Annotated in this window: 9 protein-coding genes and 1 pseudogene; 6 read left to right on the forward strand and 4 right to left on the reverse strand. The window is 63.6% G+C overall.

The features are described 5' to 3' along the window. Positions 1-46 precede the first annotated feature (46 nt). From tssI to IX761_RS01610, 5 genes are all read left to right on the forward strand, one after another. Positions 47-2,101, forward strand: a complete 2,055-nt coding sequence (gene tssI, locus IX761_RS01590; RefSeq protein WP_194787794.1) for a type VI secretion system tip protein TssI/VgrG — start codon at positions 47-49, stop codon at positions 2,099-2,101. Continuing rightward, positions 2,098-2,919 (forward strand): DUF4123 domain-containing protein, encoded by an 822-nt coding sequence (locus IX761_RS01595; RefSeq protein WP_194787795.1) that lies wholly within the window; start codon positions 2,098-2,100, stop codon positions 2,917-2,919. Before tssI ends, IX761_RS01595 begins: the two co-directional genes overlap by 4 nt. Positions 2,920-2,933: 14 nt before the next feature. Further along, positions 2,934-3,707 carry a hypothetical protein gene (locus tag IX761_RS01600; protein WP_194787796.1) on the forward strand — a complete coding sequence of 258 codons (774 nt, stop codon included), beginning with the start codon at positions 2,934-2,936 and terminating at the stop codon, positions 3,705-3,707. A 3-nt stretch (positions 3,708-3,710) separates the two neighbouring features. Next, positions 3,711-4,526, forward strand: coding sequence for a hypothetical protein (locus tag IX761_RS01605; RefSeq protein ID WP_228533144.1), 816 nt, complete (start codon positions 3,711-3,713; stop codon positions 4,524-4,526). A 513-nt stretch (positions 4,527-5,039) separates the two neighbouring features. Further along, positions 5,040-6,707, forward strand: a complete 1,668-nt coding sequence (locus IX761_RS01610) for a lipase family protein (protein WP_228533170.1) — start codon at positions 5,040-5,042, stop codon at positions 6,705-6,707. A 47-nt stretch (positions 6,708-6,754) separates the two neighbouring features. Here IX761_RS01610 and IX761_RS01615 read toward each other — a convergent pair. Next, positions 6,755-8,477 (reverse strand): annotated as a pseudogene (locus IX761_RS01615) (DEAD/DEAH box helicase). Between the two features lie 408 nt (positions 8,478-8,885). Beyond that, positions 8,886-9,641: a spermidine synthase gene (locus IX761_RS01620; protein WP_194787798.1), complete on the reverse strand. Its 756-nt coding sequence runs from the start codon at positions 9,639-9,641 to the stop codon at positions 8,886-8,888. 115 nt (positions 9,642-9,756) lie between these two features. Between IX761_RS01620 and IX761_RS01625 the strand changes: the two genes are divergently transcribed. Further along, a complete protein-coding gene (locus IX761_RS01625; RefSeq protein ID WP_194787799.1) occupies positions 9,757-11,103 on the forward strand; it encodes a class II 3-deoxy-7-phosphoheptulonate synthase in 1,347 nt (448 codons plus the stop codon). Here IX761_RS01625 and IX761_RS01630 read toward each other — a convergent pair. After that, positions 11,084-12,304 carry a winged helix-turn-helix domain-containing protein gene (locus IX761_RS01630; protein WP_194787800.1) on the reverse strand — a complete coding sequence of 407 codons (1,221 nt, stop codon included), beginning with the start codon at positions 12,302-12,304 and terminating at the stop codon, positions 11,084-11,086. The genes IX761_RS01625 and IX761_RS01630 overlap by 20 nt on opposite strands. 266 nt (positions 12,305-12,570) lie before the next feature. Beyond that, positions 12,571-12,789, reverse strand: a complete 219-nt coding sequence (locus IX761_RS01635) for a DUF1127 domain-containing protein (RefSeq protein ID WP_194787801.1) — start codon at positions 12,787-12,789, stop codon at positions 12,571-12,573. Between the last annotated feature and the right edge of the window lie 28 nt (positions 12,790-12,817).

The following is a 12,817-nucleotide window of genomic DNA, read 5'->3' on the forward strand; positions in this document are numbered from 1 at the left end:
TGTCACTGTTAGGTTTCGGTTTTTGCCGCACCAACAAGGACACCGGATGTTCAACCCAGCCCCTACCGAGCGTCTGCGCCTGCACGCCGACGCCTTGCCTCGCGACGCCCAGGTGCTCGCCTTCCGCGGTGACGAAGGCATCAGCACCCTCTTTGCCTTCGATATCGAACTGGTCAGCGAAAGCGCCAGCCTGCCGTTGCAGGCCCTGCTCGACCAACCGGCATTCCTCGCTTTCGACGGCCAGCGCCGGGGCATCCACGGCCTGCTCAGCCGGGCCAGCCTGGGCAGCGTTGGCCAGCGCCTGACCCACTACCACCTGCGGCTGGTGCCGCACATGGCGCGCCTGGGGCTGCGCCACAACCACCGGATCTTCCAGCAACGCAGCGTAGCGCAGATCATCGGCCAGGTGTTCAAGGAACACGGCATCCTCGCCGATGCCTGTCAGCTGCGCCTCGAAGCGCCCTTTCCGGCGCGCGACTACTGCGTGCAGTACGGCGAGACCGACCTGGCCTTCGTCGAGCGACTGTGCCAGGAAGACGGCATCCACTACCGCTTTGAACACACACCCGATGACCACTGCGTGGTGTTCAGCGATCACCAGATGCACTTCCCCCACCTGGCCCGGCCGCTCCCCTTCGTACAGGAAAACGGTATGCAGGCCGATGCCCCGGCGGCCTGCGCGTTCTCCCTGGCGTACCAAACCACCGTCGAGCGGGTCGAACTGCGCGACCACGACTTTCGCAAGAGCGCCGCCACGCTGGCCTATGCCAGCCGCGCTGGCGACGCCCCGGCACGGGAACACTTCGCCTACCCCGGCAACCTGCTGCAAACCCTCGACCAAACCCGCGGCCGCGCCCTCGCCCAGCGCACCCTGGAACGCTGCCGCAGCCAGCACTGCACCGCCGAAGGGGTCAGTGACGATTCCGGGCTGAGCAGCGGCCGCCTGCTGACCTTGACCGGCCACCCACAGGCGGCCTGCAACCAGCTGTGGCTACTGACCCACGTGCACCACGAAGGGCACCAGCCCCAGGCGCTGGAAGAAAACGCCAGCGCCGACACCGCGGCACGCTACACCAACACCTTCCGCGCCCAGCCTTGGGACATGATCTACCGCCCGCCCCTGACCCATTTCAAACCCCGCGTGCCGGCCAGCCAGGAAGCCCGGGTAACCGGCCCCCAGGGCGAGGAGGTGTATTGCGATGCCTTCGGCCGGGTCAAGGTGCAGTTCCACTGGGACCGTGAAGGCCAGGGTGACGAGCACAGCAGTTGCTGGTTGCGGGTCGCCTCGGGCTGGGCGGGCGACCGCCATGGCGCGTTGACCGTGCCCCGGGTCGGTATGGCCGTGCTGGTCAGCTTCCTCGACGACGACCCCGATCAACCGGTGATCAGCGGTTGCCTGCCCGACAGCCTGCACCTACCGCCCTACCCGCTGCCCGACTACAAGAGCCGCACCGTGCTGCGCAGCCGCAGCCTGGGCGGTGGTGGGGGCTACAACGAGCTGTCCATGGACGACCGCGCCGGCCACGAACGGGTCTACCTGCGCGCCCAGCGCGACCTGGAGCTGCGCATCGAACACGACAGCCACCTGCACATCGGTCGCCAGCGCCATGCGCTGATCAAAGGCACCAGCCAGGTCACCCTGGAAGACGAAGACCAGCGCACCGTCACCGGCGCACGCAAGGTATTGCTGCGCGCCGATGACCACCTGACCGTCGAGCAGGCCAGCCACACCCGTGTCGGCACGGTGCTGTTGCAGCACGCCGGCCAGCGGGTGCAGGTAAGTGCCGATGGCGAGGTGCTGGTGGAGGGCGGCAACAGCATCAGCCTGAAGGTCGCGGGCCAGCACCTGCTGATCAACGCCAGCGGTATCTTCGCCAGCAGCCCGGTGCAGATCGGTGGCGCGCCCGTCCCAGGCCTGCCGACCGCCCCGGCATTGCCGGGGCAGCACACCGCACAGGCTGCGCCGGTGGCGCTGTCGGCCCCCGTCTCGGCTTGGCAGTTGGCGCTGTTGAGCACCAGCCAGGCCACTGCCAGCGACTACTGCCCGTTGTGCGAAAGCTGCCGCGACGGCCAGTGCCTGCCGACGGGAGGTGCCCGATGAGCACGATCACCCCCTGGCAGTGGATCACCCAGCAACGCGCCCTGGGCCGCGACATCGCCCTGGTGCTGGACGCCCAGGTTGAGGCGCGCCAGGCGCTGATGGGCAGCCTGCCCCCCGATCGCCGGCAGGTGCTGTACCAGCAGACCGACGCCGCCTACCTGGCCCTGCATGGGCCGGCCTGCTTCCTGGTCGGCGAGGCCGAGGTGCGGCTGATCCAGCCGCTGCTGGAGCTGCCGGACGATCACTGGGGCTGGCTGGCCAGCCTGGCGCCGGGCGACCTGCCCGCCTGGGTCGAGCACTGGCGCGCCCGCTTGCTGGTCGGCGAGCCGCCACAGCGAGCGCTGTACCGCTTCCACGACAACCGCGTGCTGGCCCGTGGCCTGGCTGCGGCGCGGGCGAGCTTGCCGGCCTACCTCGGGCAGGCCATCAGTGTGTGTTACTGGCAAGGCCAGGCCTGGGCCACGCTGGACAACCCCGCACCTGGCCCCCATCCGTTGCCGGCCGCGCCCGCCTGGCTGCAACTGCCCGTGCCGAATGTCACCGGCCAGGTGGCCCGGGCCAATGCCCATCGTTACCTCTACAGCCACCACCTGGCGGCATACCTGGCCCTGGCCGAACGCCAACCGCCACGTGCCTGGCTGCAACGGCAGTTGCAGCGGGCGCAGGACTGGGGGTGGCTGGCGCCGGTACAGATCGAGTGCCTGCTGGTGCTCAGCCTTGGCGCGCCAGGCTTCGAACTGCCGCGGCACTGCGCGCCGCTACCCGGCGAACTGCCCCAGGCCCATGTGGATCGCTTGCGTCGGCATACAGTGATTTGAGTACAGGGGTAAAGATGAAAAGCACGGTAATCAAAGGGTTCGTGTGCGTGGGCATCCTATTGTTGAGCGGATGCACCGACAAGGAACCCAACACCTTCACACTAATCGGTGAACTCCCCCCCAACTTTTCCTACTCCGCCTCGACGGTGTATGTACCCGACCCGGAAACAGAGTGCTCGGTGACAGATTGGCGCCGGACTATGCCTGCATTCAATCAAAGGTGGTGGGAAGCCTACAACCCAGTAACCGTTTTCGAAATTCGTAAAGTCATCAAAGGCTGCCAGATGGTACTCAGCCATATAAAAATAACTATAAATGCCACTTATGGAGACAAATTTCACCAACAACACGGCGACTCGGCCAACATTGGCACATATGTGACACTGGAAGAAAAATACCGACGCACGCTGCAATCCGACACCGAGGACACCTTTTTTGGGGTATGCCAATGGTTGTTCCGGACAGCCGGGGAAGACAGACATATTCGCAAGATCCTTGACTGTAAGAAAGACAATGAACGAGGGGAAAAAGGTCGCGGCCATCCTTTCGCCGCCTACACACTTGACCAACTACCCGGCAAAACAATCAGAATGAATTTACGACTCGCAGACACAGAGCGCCCCTACTTCAAGGATACCTGGGTCGAGTTCCCCAATGGCTGGAAGCGCTGCCTAGGTACGGGAATGGCCGATCTTCATGCCTACTGCTGGGGAAACCACACAGACTTCAGCGAATTCATCATGCCCGATGGAAGGTTGTGCACGATTTACCCTGGCTGCAAGGAGTAATCAATGAGCAGAGCCAGGGCTATCGATTTTAGAGCAGGGACGAAGATGAAAACCTCCGCAATTACAGTGTTGATGTGTACGGGCATCTTATTCTTGAACGGATGCACCGATAAGGAACCCAATACGTTCACCTTGATTGGCGAACTCCCCCCCAATTTTTCCTACACTGCCTCGACGGTGTATGTGCCCGACCCTGAAACAGAGTGCTCGGTGACAGACTGGCGCCGGACTATGCCGTCATTCAATCGAAAGCGAGGGGTACCTTACAACCCGGTAGCCATTGTCGAAATCCGCAAAGTCATCAAGGGCTGCCAGATGATACTGGACAGGATAAAAATCACGATCACCGCAACCTATGGCGATAAATTTCACCAACAACACGGCGACTCGGCCAACATTGGCACATATGTGACACTGGAAGAAAAATACCGACGCACGCTGCAGTCCGACACCGAGGATACCTTTTATGGGGTATGCCAATGGTTGTTCCGCACAGCCGGGAAAGACAGACATATTCGCAAGATCCTTGACTGCAAGAAAGATAATGAACGCGGGGAAAAAGGTCGCGGCCATCCTTTCGCCGCTTACACACTTGACCAACTACCCGGCAAAACAATCAGAATGAATTTACGACTCGCGGATACGGAACGCCCCTACTTCAAAGACACTTGGGTGGAGTTCCCCATTGGTTGGAAGCGCTGCCTAGGGAAAGGCATGCACGATTTGAGCGGCTACTGCCGAGGAAACCACACAGACTTCAGCGAGTTCATCATGCCCGATGGAAGACTTTGCAATATTTACCCAGCCTGCAAGGAATGAGCAATGAGCACAGGCAAGAAACTACACGACGAAATGCTTCACCCCCTGAACAGCACTATGTTGGCATGCCCAACACGGGGAGCCTGTACCAGCTTCCAACTGGTTGACGAATTTGGTAGTGGAAGCCCTTACGCTGGCTCAAGCTATGAAGCCTGCGACATAGAGGGAGAGACATACCGCGACTTTCTCGATATGGACGGAAAGGGAGAAATCAAAAATCACTTTATTGGCCCCATAATCTTACGATTCATTAGCGAGTACATTGGTGACAATGACCTTTATACAAAGCTGCAGACCCGAGACAACTAACCCTTACCAATAACCGAACTTCAAACCCGCGCCGAAAACACCTGCCACCTGAATCCCGACGCCTCCAGAACCACAAGCAACCCTGCCCAAGCCCACGCTGACCACTTCTACCAAGTGGAAGTCCGAGAGCTCGTCCGCCACAACAGTCATCTTCCGCCCCTGTTCGCGCGCACCTTCCCGCCCTCAAAAGCCATCAACGTGATCATGGAGGAGCATGGCCAGTACGGCGTCGGGCTGATGCCAGGCAAGCACACCGTATTGGAGGTCCGCCCCTTGCGGGCACTCAGGCCAATGCTGTCCTTCGACCCTGCATTCTGTGCGCTGAACCTGTACCAGCTGGCCCTGATGGCAACGCTCAGTTACAACCCCTTCGGCCAGGAGCCCGACGAGCACCCGGTGCTGGCGCCTGCGGTCAGCTTCCCCCACGTGCCAACCATGGGCAATTGGTTTGGCGAAGCGCTGGCCAGCTCCAAGGAGATCTGGCGCGTGGATGCTGCCCAGCAGCAGCCATGTTACCCACTCTACGAAGATGTGCCCTACTCCGAGCGCTGGGAGGTCGTGCCGTTCGACCCCGAGTTGTACGCTGCCAACGACCCAGCATTGGGAAAGGATCAGGAAAACCCCGCCAACATTCATTTCCTTGACGACAGAGGCGACAACTACGCCACCGATACCCAGGCGATCATTACCCACAACGCCGAAGTGATGCTCATCGCCATTCGCGGCACCAGCGAAATGCCCGAAGACGTCATCCGTGATCTCGATGCACTACAGGTGCCGTTTACAGAGGGCAAGGGGCAGGTGCATCGGGGCTTCTACGAATCGGCCCAGAAGGCTTACCAGTTCGTCTCCGGCTACCTGGAGAAGTTTCACCAATCCCAGCAACTGTTCATCTGCGGCCACAGCCTCGGCGGCGCGGTGGCTTTGCTACTCGCCGAAATGCTCCGTCGCAGGGATGACCGTCCAACCCTGCAGCTCTACACCTATGGCGCCCCACGCGCCGGCGACACTGCCTTCATGAACGGCGCCGCCGACCTGGTCCACCACCGCATCGTCTTCGCCAACGACCCGGTGCCGAGCCTGCCACCTCCCTGGCTGAACACCCGCTGGGGCGTGCTCAAGGCCGGCCTGCTCGCCACCCTGGCCCGCGCCCCGTTCGGTCTCGACATGCTGCAAGCAGGTTTGGTGAACCGCGATGGCGAGCAATACGAACACCACGGCAACCTGCTGCACTTTATGCCCATGCGTTTCCCCGACGGCACCCGCTCGGCGATCCTCTGGTCGCCGGGCTGCCAGGCCATCACCGAGCGCGCCTTGTGCAACCAGGTGCTGCACGCCAGGGATGGCCTTCCGGAGCGGGCCCTGCTGGGCCTGATACTGGGTGCCGACGACCACACCATGGTCACCAGTTATGTCCCGGGTTGCTGGGCCACCCTGCGCCGCTTCCAGCAGGCACAGGAGAACCAGTCCCCGGCGGTGACCCTGCGCGAGCTCGCGCTGGTCGACGAAGCGCTGGCGTCGATCAAAAAACAATTCGACAACCGCCGCGCCAGCCTCCTGCACAGTTACCCTGCGCGCCGGGCCCACGAGTTGGGCATGCTCGATTTCGAGATCCGGCAGATCCAGGCCACCCGCGAGCGCCTGAACACCTTGCGCCACAAGCCCATCAGCGCAGCGGACGTTTACGGCTCGCTGGCCGGCCACCCCCAACTCGCACAAGCCCTGGCCCGCTGGCAAGCGCACCCGGCGAACCAGCGCCTGGAACAGCTGGCCCAGGCCCCCACCGAGCTCAAACCCAAGCTGCCGGACATCGAGGTGGTCACCTACGACCAGATCCTCGCCAGCCTGGATGACCCGCTGGACCTGGTGTAAAAAAAATCCCCGACCAAGGCCGGGGATTTTTCAGTGCAGCGTGAGGATCAGTCCTCGCGGTAGCGACGCAGCTTCAGCTGCTTGCCGGCCACGCGGGTGTCCTTGAGCTTGGTCAGCAGACGCTCCAGGCCATCTTCCGGCAGCTCGATCAGGCTGAAGCTGTCGCGTACCTGGATGCGGCCGATGGCGTCACGGGCCAGGCCACCTTCGTTGAGGATCGCGCCCAGCAGGTTCTTGGCGGCGATACCGTCACGGGCACCCAGGGCGGTACGGCAACGCACGCGGCCTTCGGCCAGCGGCATCGGCGCGCGACGCTCGCGGTCACCGGCACTGCGCTCGCTGCGCTCACCACGCTCGGCACGCTCACCGCTGCTGCGCTCGCGCTGGTTGTAGGTCGGCACCAGCGGCTGCTCGCGCTCGACGGCGGCCAGGTCCAGCGCTTGACCGTTGGTGGCCTTGCGCAGCAGGGCCGAAGCCAGTGCGCGGGCACTGCAACCCAGGTCGGCGGTCAGGCGGTCGAACAGCTCGCCATGGCTGGCCTCGGACTCGGCCACCAGCGGCGCCAGGCTCTTGGTCAGCTTCTTGATGCGTGCATCGAGCACCGCTTGCGGGTTAGGCAGGCGAGCTTCGGCAACCTTCTGCCCGGTCACACGCTCGATCACTTGCAGCATGCGGCGCTCACGCGGGGTGACCAGCAGCAGTGCACGGCCATCGCGACCGGCACGGCCGGTACGGCCGATACGGTGCACGTAGGACTCTGGGTCGTACGGCATGTCGACGTTGAACACGTGGGTGATGCGCGGTACGTCCAGGCCACGGGCAGCGACGTCGGTGGCGACGACGATGTCCAGGCGGCCGTCCTTGAGCGAGTCGATCACGCGCTCACGCTGGTTCTGGGCGATGTCGCCGTTCAGCGCGGCAGCCTTGTAGCCCTTGGCTTCCAGCGCGGCGGCCAGGTCCAGGGTGGCTTGCTTGGTGCGCACGAAGGCGATCAGCGCGTCGAACTCTTCGACTTCCAGCAGGCGCAGCACGGCCGGGATCTTCTGGTCGGCGTGGACCATCAGGTGGGCCTGCTCGATCGCGGTGACGGTCTGGGTCTTGCTCTGGATCTTGACGTGCTTGGGTTCACGCAGGTGACGTTCGGCGATCGAACGGATCGACGACGGCAGGGTGGCGGAGAACAGCACGGTCTGGCGCGACGCAGGGATGGCGTCGAAGATCACTTCGAGGTCGTCCATGAAGCCGAGCTTGAGCATTTCGTCCGCTTCGTCCAGTACCAGGTACTGCACGGTGGACAGGACTTTCTCGTCGCGGCGCAGGTGGTCGCACAGGCGGCCAGGGGTGGCGACGACGATCTGTGCGCCGTTACGAATGGCGCGCAGCTGTGGGCCCATTGGGGCACCACCGTAAACAGCCACCACGTTAACGCCCGGCATCTGCTTGGCGTAGGTTTCGAAAGCGGTGGCTACTTGCAGCGCCAACTCACGGGTTGGCGCCAGGATCAGGGCTTGCGGTTCGCGCTTGCTCACGTCGATCTTGTTGAGGATCGGCAGGGCGAAGGCAGCGGTCTTGCCGGTGCCAGTCTGCGCCTGGCCGATCATGTCGTGACCGGCGAGGATGATCGGGATCGACTGATGCTGAATAGCCGAAGGCTCTTCGTAGCCGGTGGCCAGAACAGCAGCAACGATATTCGGATTGAGATCGAGAGCGGCGAATCCGCCGGTTTCCTGGGTCATGGGTCTGCCTCTAGGTGCATCCGCAAAGACCCATGCTCCAAAGCTGCACATGCCTTGAAAGACCGGAACGGTCACCCAGGCAGCTTTGGCGGCGGGGATTTGCGAAAACGATTGAAAATGGGAACGTCTTGGGAAGGTCCGGCTAGCGGACGCGCAGCCGAAGCTGGGTTCGGAGGATTTGCACCACCTGATTTTGAGGTCCGCTAAAAGACCGGCGCGTACTATATACGAAATTGCCTGGAACCGTGAGAAATATTTCAGCGGGAAAGGCCAGTATGTGGCGACCATCCGGCAGCGGCTGAAACGTTTCCCTTTGACATCGTTTATTGCCTTCATCGCTGGCAAGCCAGCTCCCACAAGAATTGGGCAAGGCTTGAAGTCAGCGCGGTCGCTGTGGGAGCTGGCTTGCCAGCGATAGGGGCGCTAAGCGCCCCCCAGTGTATCAAGTGGCCGGTCGCACGGCCTTGATCAGGTACTCCAGCGAATACCCCAAGCGAGGCGCCAGCGCCTCGGCCCGGGCGCGCAGGCTATCGATGTCCAGTTGCTGATCCAGATCGGCAGGCACCAACAGGATCACATTGCCCTCCTTCACCGGCAATTCCCAGTAATGACGGTGGTAAAGCCCACGCAGCAAGGCGGCGCCCAGCGGCCGGCCATCGTCACTGGCCCATTGGTTGATCACCAGCCAGCCACCTGGGTTTAGTTGCTTCTGGCAGTTTTCCAGGAAGGTCCAGGCCAGGTGGCCAACGCCGGGACCATGGTCGGTATAGAGGTCGACAAAGATCAGGTCGGCCTTTTCCGCCGTCGGCAGCAGTTCGATGGCATCGCCCACCCGCACGTACAACCGTGGGTCGTCGTCCAGCCCCATGAACTCCATGGCCAGGCGCGGCACGTCGGGGCGCAGCTCGATGGCCTCGACATCCTCCAGCGGCAGGAACTTCAGGCAGGCCTGGGTCAGGGTGCCAGCGCCAAGGCCCAGGAACAGCGCGCTCTCCGGCTGTGCATGACACAACGCGCCCACCAGCATCGCGCGGGTGTAGTCGTACTCCAGCCAGCTGGGGTCGGCAGTGAAGGTGCAGCTCTGCTCGATGGCGTCGCCGAACTCGAGGAAACGGTAATCGTCCACCTCGTACACGCTGATAACGCCAAAGGCGTCCTCCACCCGTGCCAGCAGCCGCTCTTCCCGCTCCGTCGCCATCCCACCACCCTTGCGCAAAAACGCGCATTGTCCGCCAATGCCGGTGGTGCAACAAGCCGCCTGGCGGCTGTACCATGGCAGGCACGCCTGAACCGACATCTATATAGAGCCTGTGATGAACCAACCCTGGAGCCCTGACAGCTGGCGCGCCCTGCCGATCCAGCAGCAACCCGTCTACCCCGACGCCGCCCACCTGCTGAAGGTCGAGCAGACCCTGGCCAGCTACCCGCCGCTGGTGTTCGCCGGCGAAGCCCGCGAGCTGCGCCGTCAGTTCGCCGAGGTCACCCAGGGCCGCGCGTTCCTGCTGCAGGGCGGCGACTGCGCCGAGAGCTTCGCCGAGTTCTCGGCGGCGAAGATTCGCGACACGTTCAAGGTGCTGCTGCAGATGGCCATCGTCATGACCTTCGCCGCCGGCTGCCCGGTGGTCAAGGTCGGGCGCATGGCCGGCCAGTTCGCCAAGCCGCGCTCGGCCAATGACGAAACCATCGGCGACATCACCCTGCCCGCCTACCGCGGCGACATCGTCAACGGTATCGGCTTCGATGCCGCCAGTCGTGTGCCCGACCCCGAGCGCCTGCTGCAGGCCTACCACCAGGCCACCGCCAGCCTCAACCTGCTGCGCGCCTTCGCCCAGGGCGGCTTTGCCGACCTGCACCAGGTGCACAAGTGGAACCTGGACTTCATCGCCAACTCGGCGCTGGCCGACAAGTACCACCAACTGGCCAACCGCATCGACGAAACCCTGGCGTTCATGCGCGCCTGTGGCCTGGACACCGCGCCACAGCTGCGTGAAACCAGCTTCTTCACCGCCCACGAAGCGCTGCTGCTCAACTACGAAGAAGCCTTCGTGCGCCGCGACAGCCTGACCGGCGACTACTACGACTGCTCGGCGCACATGCTGTGGATCGGCGACCGCACCCGCCAGCTGGACGGCGCCCATGTCGAGTTCCTGCGCGGGGTGCACAACCCGATCGGGGTCAAGGTCGGCCCGAGCATGAACACCGAGGAGCTGATCCGCCTGATCGACGTGCTCAACCCGGACAACGACCCAGGCCGCCTCAACCTGATCGTGCGCATGGGCGCCAACAAGGTCGGCGACCACCTGCCGGGGCTGATCCGCACCGTCGAGCGCGAGGGGCGCCAGGTGCTGTGGAGCTCCGACCCGATGCACGGCAACACCATCAAGGCCAGCAGCGGCTACAAGACCCGCGACTTCGCGCAGATCCTCGACGAGGTGAAGCAGTTCTTCCAGGTGCACCAGGCCGAAGGCAGCCACGCCGGCGGCATTCACATCGAGATGACCGGGCAGAACGTCACCGAATGCATCGGCGGCGCCCGGCCGATCACCGAGGATGCGCTGTCGGACCGCTACCACACCCACTGCGACCCACGCATGAACGCCGATCAGTCGCTGGAACTGGCCTTCCTGATCGCCGAAACCCTCAAGCAGGTGCGCCGCTGAGCAACGCCTGACGCAGCCGACTGCCCTCGGTACGGGGGCAGTTGAGCTGCACCCGCGCCAGTCCCAGCCAATCGGCCAGCCTGTACAAGTGCGCGGCCAAGCTCTGATAGCCTTCTTCGTCCAGCCCCATTGGCTCCTCATGCACGGCATGCACCGCCAGGCACCCATTGGCGCGTTCGGCGCGCAGGTCCAGGCGTGCGGCGATGCGTTCGCGGTACAGGAACGGCAGCACGTAGTAGCCGTACACGCGCTTGTGTGCCGGGGTGTAGATCTCCAGGCGGTAGCGGAAGTCGAACAGCCGCTCGGTGCGGCTGCGCTCCCATACCAGCGAATCGAAGGGCGAGAGCAAGGCGCTGGCGTCGATACGCCGAGGGATGCGCGGCGTGCCCGCCAGGTAGGCAGGCTGCTTCCAGCCCTGCACCGAACACGCCTGCAAGCGCCCGTCCGCCAGCAACTCGGCCACGGCGGCCTTGCTCTGCTGCGGTGACAGGCGGAAGTAGTCGCGCAGGTCCTGCTCGGTGGCCACGCCCAGGGCGCCTGCGGCGTGCAGTATCAAGCCCTGGTGCGCCTCGCCCTCGGTGGGCATGGGTTGATCGAAGACTTGAGTCGGCAGCACACGCTCCGGCAGGTCATACAGGCGCTCGAAGCCTCGCCGCCCGGCCACGGTGACCTCGCCTGCGGCGAACAACCATTCCAATGCGTGCTTTTCCTCACTCCAATCCCACCACGGGCCTGCCCGCTCCTCACGGGTCGACAGGCTGCCCGCCCCCAGGGCGCCCTGCTCACGCACTGCCGCCAGCACGCGATCAATCACCTCGCGGCGCTCACGGCCGAACGCCGCCAATTGGCGATAGATACCCTGGCCATTGGCGGCGTGGGCCATGCGCCAACGCATCAGCGGGTAGAGTTCCAGCGGCAGCAGCGAGGCTTCATGGCCCCAGTATTCGAACAGCCGGCGCTGGCGGCGTTTGCCCCAGGCGATTTGGTCGAGCAAATGCACCGGGTAGTCGCCGAGGCGGGAGAACAGCGGCAGGTAGTGGGAGCGGATCAGGGCGTTGACCGAGTCGATCTGGACTACGCCCAGGCGCTGGAACAGCCGGTTGAGGCTGGCCGAAGTGGCCGGGGTATTGAGGGACTTGCCGAAGCCTTGGGCGGACAACGCCAGGCGGCGGGCCTGCTGGATGGACAGTTCGAGGGGCAAAGCCTGTACCTCCGGTTGATCTGCAACCCTTCTGCTGTGTGCACCATAGCATTCGCGGCTAAAGCCGCTCCCACATCTTACGCGGTCTTTTGTAGGAGCGGCCTTGTGCCGCGAAAGGGCCGCAGAGCGGCCCCAGCGATCTTGGGCGAACTCGAGATCCTGGGGGCGCTGCGCACCCCTTTCGCGACACAAGGCCGCTCCTACAAAAAACCGCGCAAGATGTGGGAGCTTTGGCCGCGAAGCACCCAGCGAGGTCCTCACCCTTCTCACTTACGCAGCGGATCCTCCCAGAAATGCCGGTCGGCCTCTTGCTGGATATCCGCCCGCGACAGCCCCAGGTCGTGCAGCGTGGCATCGCTCAGGCGCGCCAGTTCTTCGCGCTGGCGGTGCAACTCGTACCAGCGCAGGAACACACCGCCAGCATCGTGCAACCAATGGTTCAGGGTCGACACAGGTTGGTGAGCAGCATTGAAATGACCTTTCATCTTGACGCCCTCCTTGTGGATGGCTCCA

The sequence above is a fragment of the Pseudomonas sp. UFMG81 genome (assembly GCF_015354575.1).
Lineage (GTDB): Bacteria > Pseudomonadota > Gammaproteobacteria > Pseudomonadales > Pseudomonadaceae > Aquipseudomonas.

Bases quoted from the DNA above. Each gene is read 5' to 3' on its own strand.
- IX761_RS01620 (WP_194787798.1), bottom strand. From the start codon at position 9,641: ATGGCGACGGAGCGGGAAGAGCGGCTGCTGGCACGGGTGGAGGACGCC.
- IX761_RS01595 (WP_194787795.1), top strand. From the start codon at position 2,098: ATGAGCACGATCACCCCCTGGCAGTGGATCACCCAGCAACGCGCCCTG.
- IX761_RS01625 (WP_194787799.1), top strand. From the start codon at position 9,757: ATGAACCAACCCTGGAGCCCTGACAGCTGGCGCGCCCTGCCGATCCAG.
- IX761_RS01635 (WP_194787801.1), bottom strand. From the start codon at position 12,789: ATGAAAGGTCATTTCAATGCTGCTCACCAACCTGTGTCGACCCTGAAC.
- IX761_RS01600 (WP_194787796.1), top strand. From the start codon at position 2,934: ATGAAAAGCACGGTAATCAAAGGGTTCGTGTGCGTGGGCATCCTATTG.
- tssI (WP_194787794.1), top strand. From the start codon at position 47: ATGTTCAACCCAGCCCCTACCGAGCGTCTGCGCCTGCACGCCGACGCC.
- IX761_RS01605 (WP_228533144.1), top strand. From the start codon at position 3,711: ATGAGCAGAGCCAGGGCTATCGATTTTAGAGCAGGGACGAAGATGAAA.
- IX761_RS01610 (WP_228533170.1), top strand. From the start codon at position 5,040: ATGGAGGAGCATGGCCAGTACGGCGTCGGGCTGATGCCAGGCAAGCAC.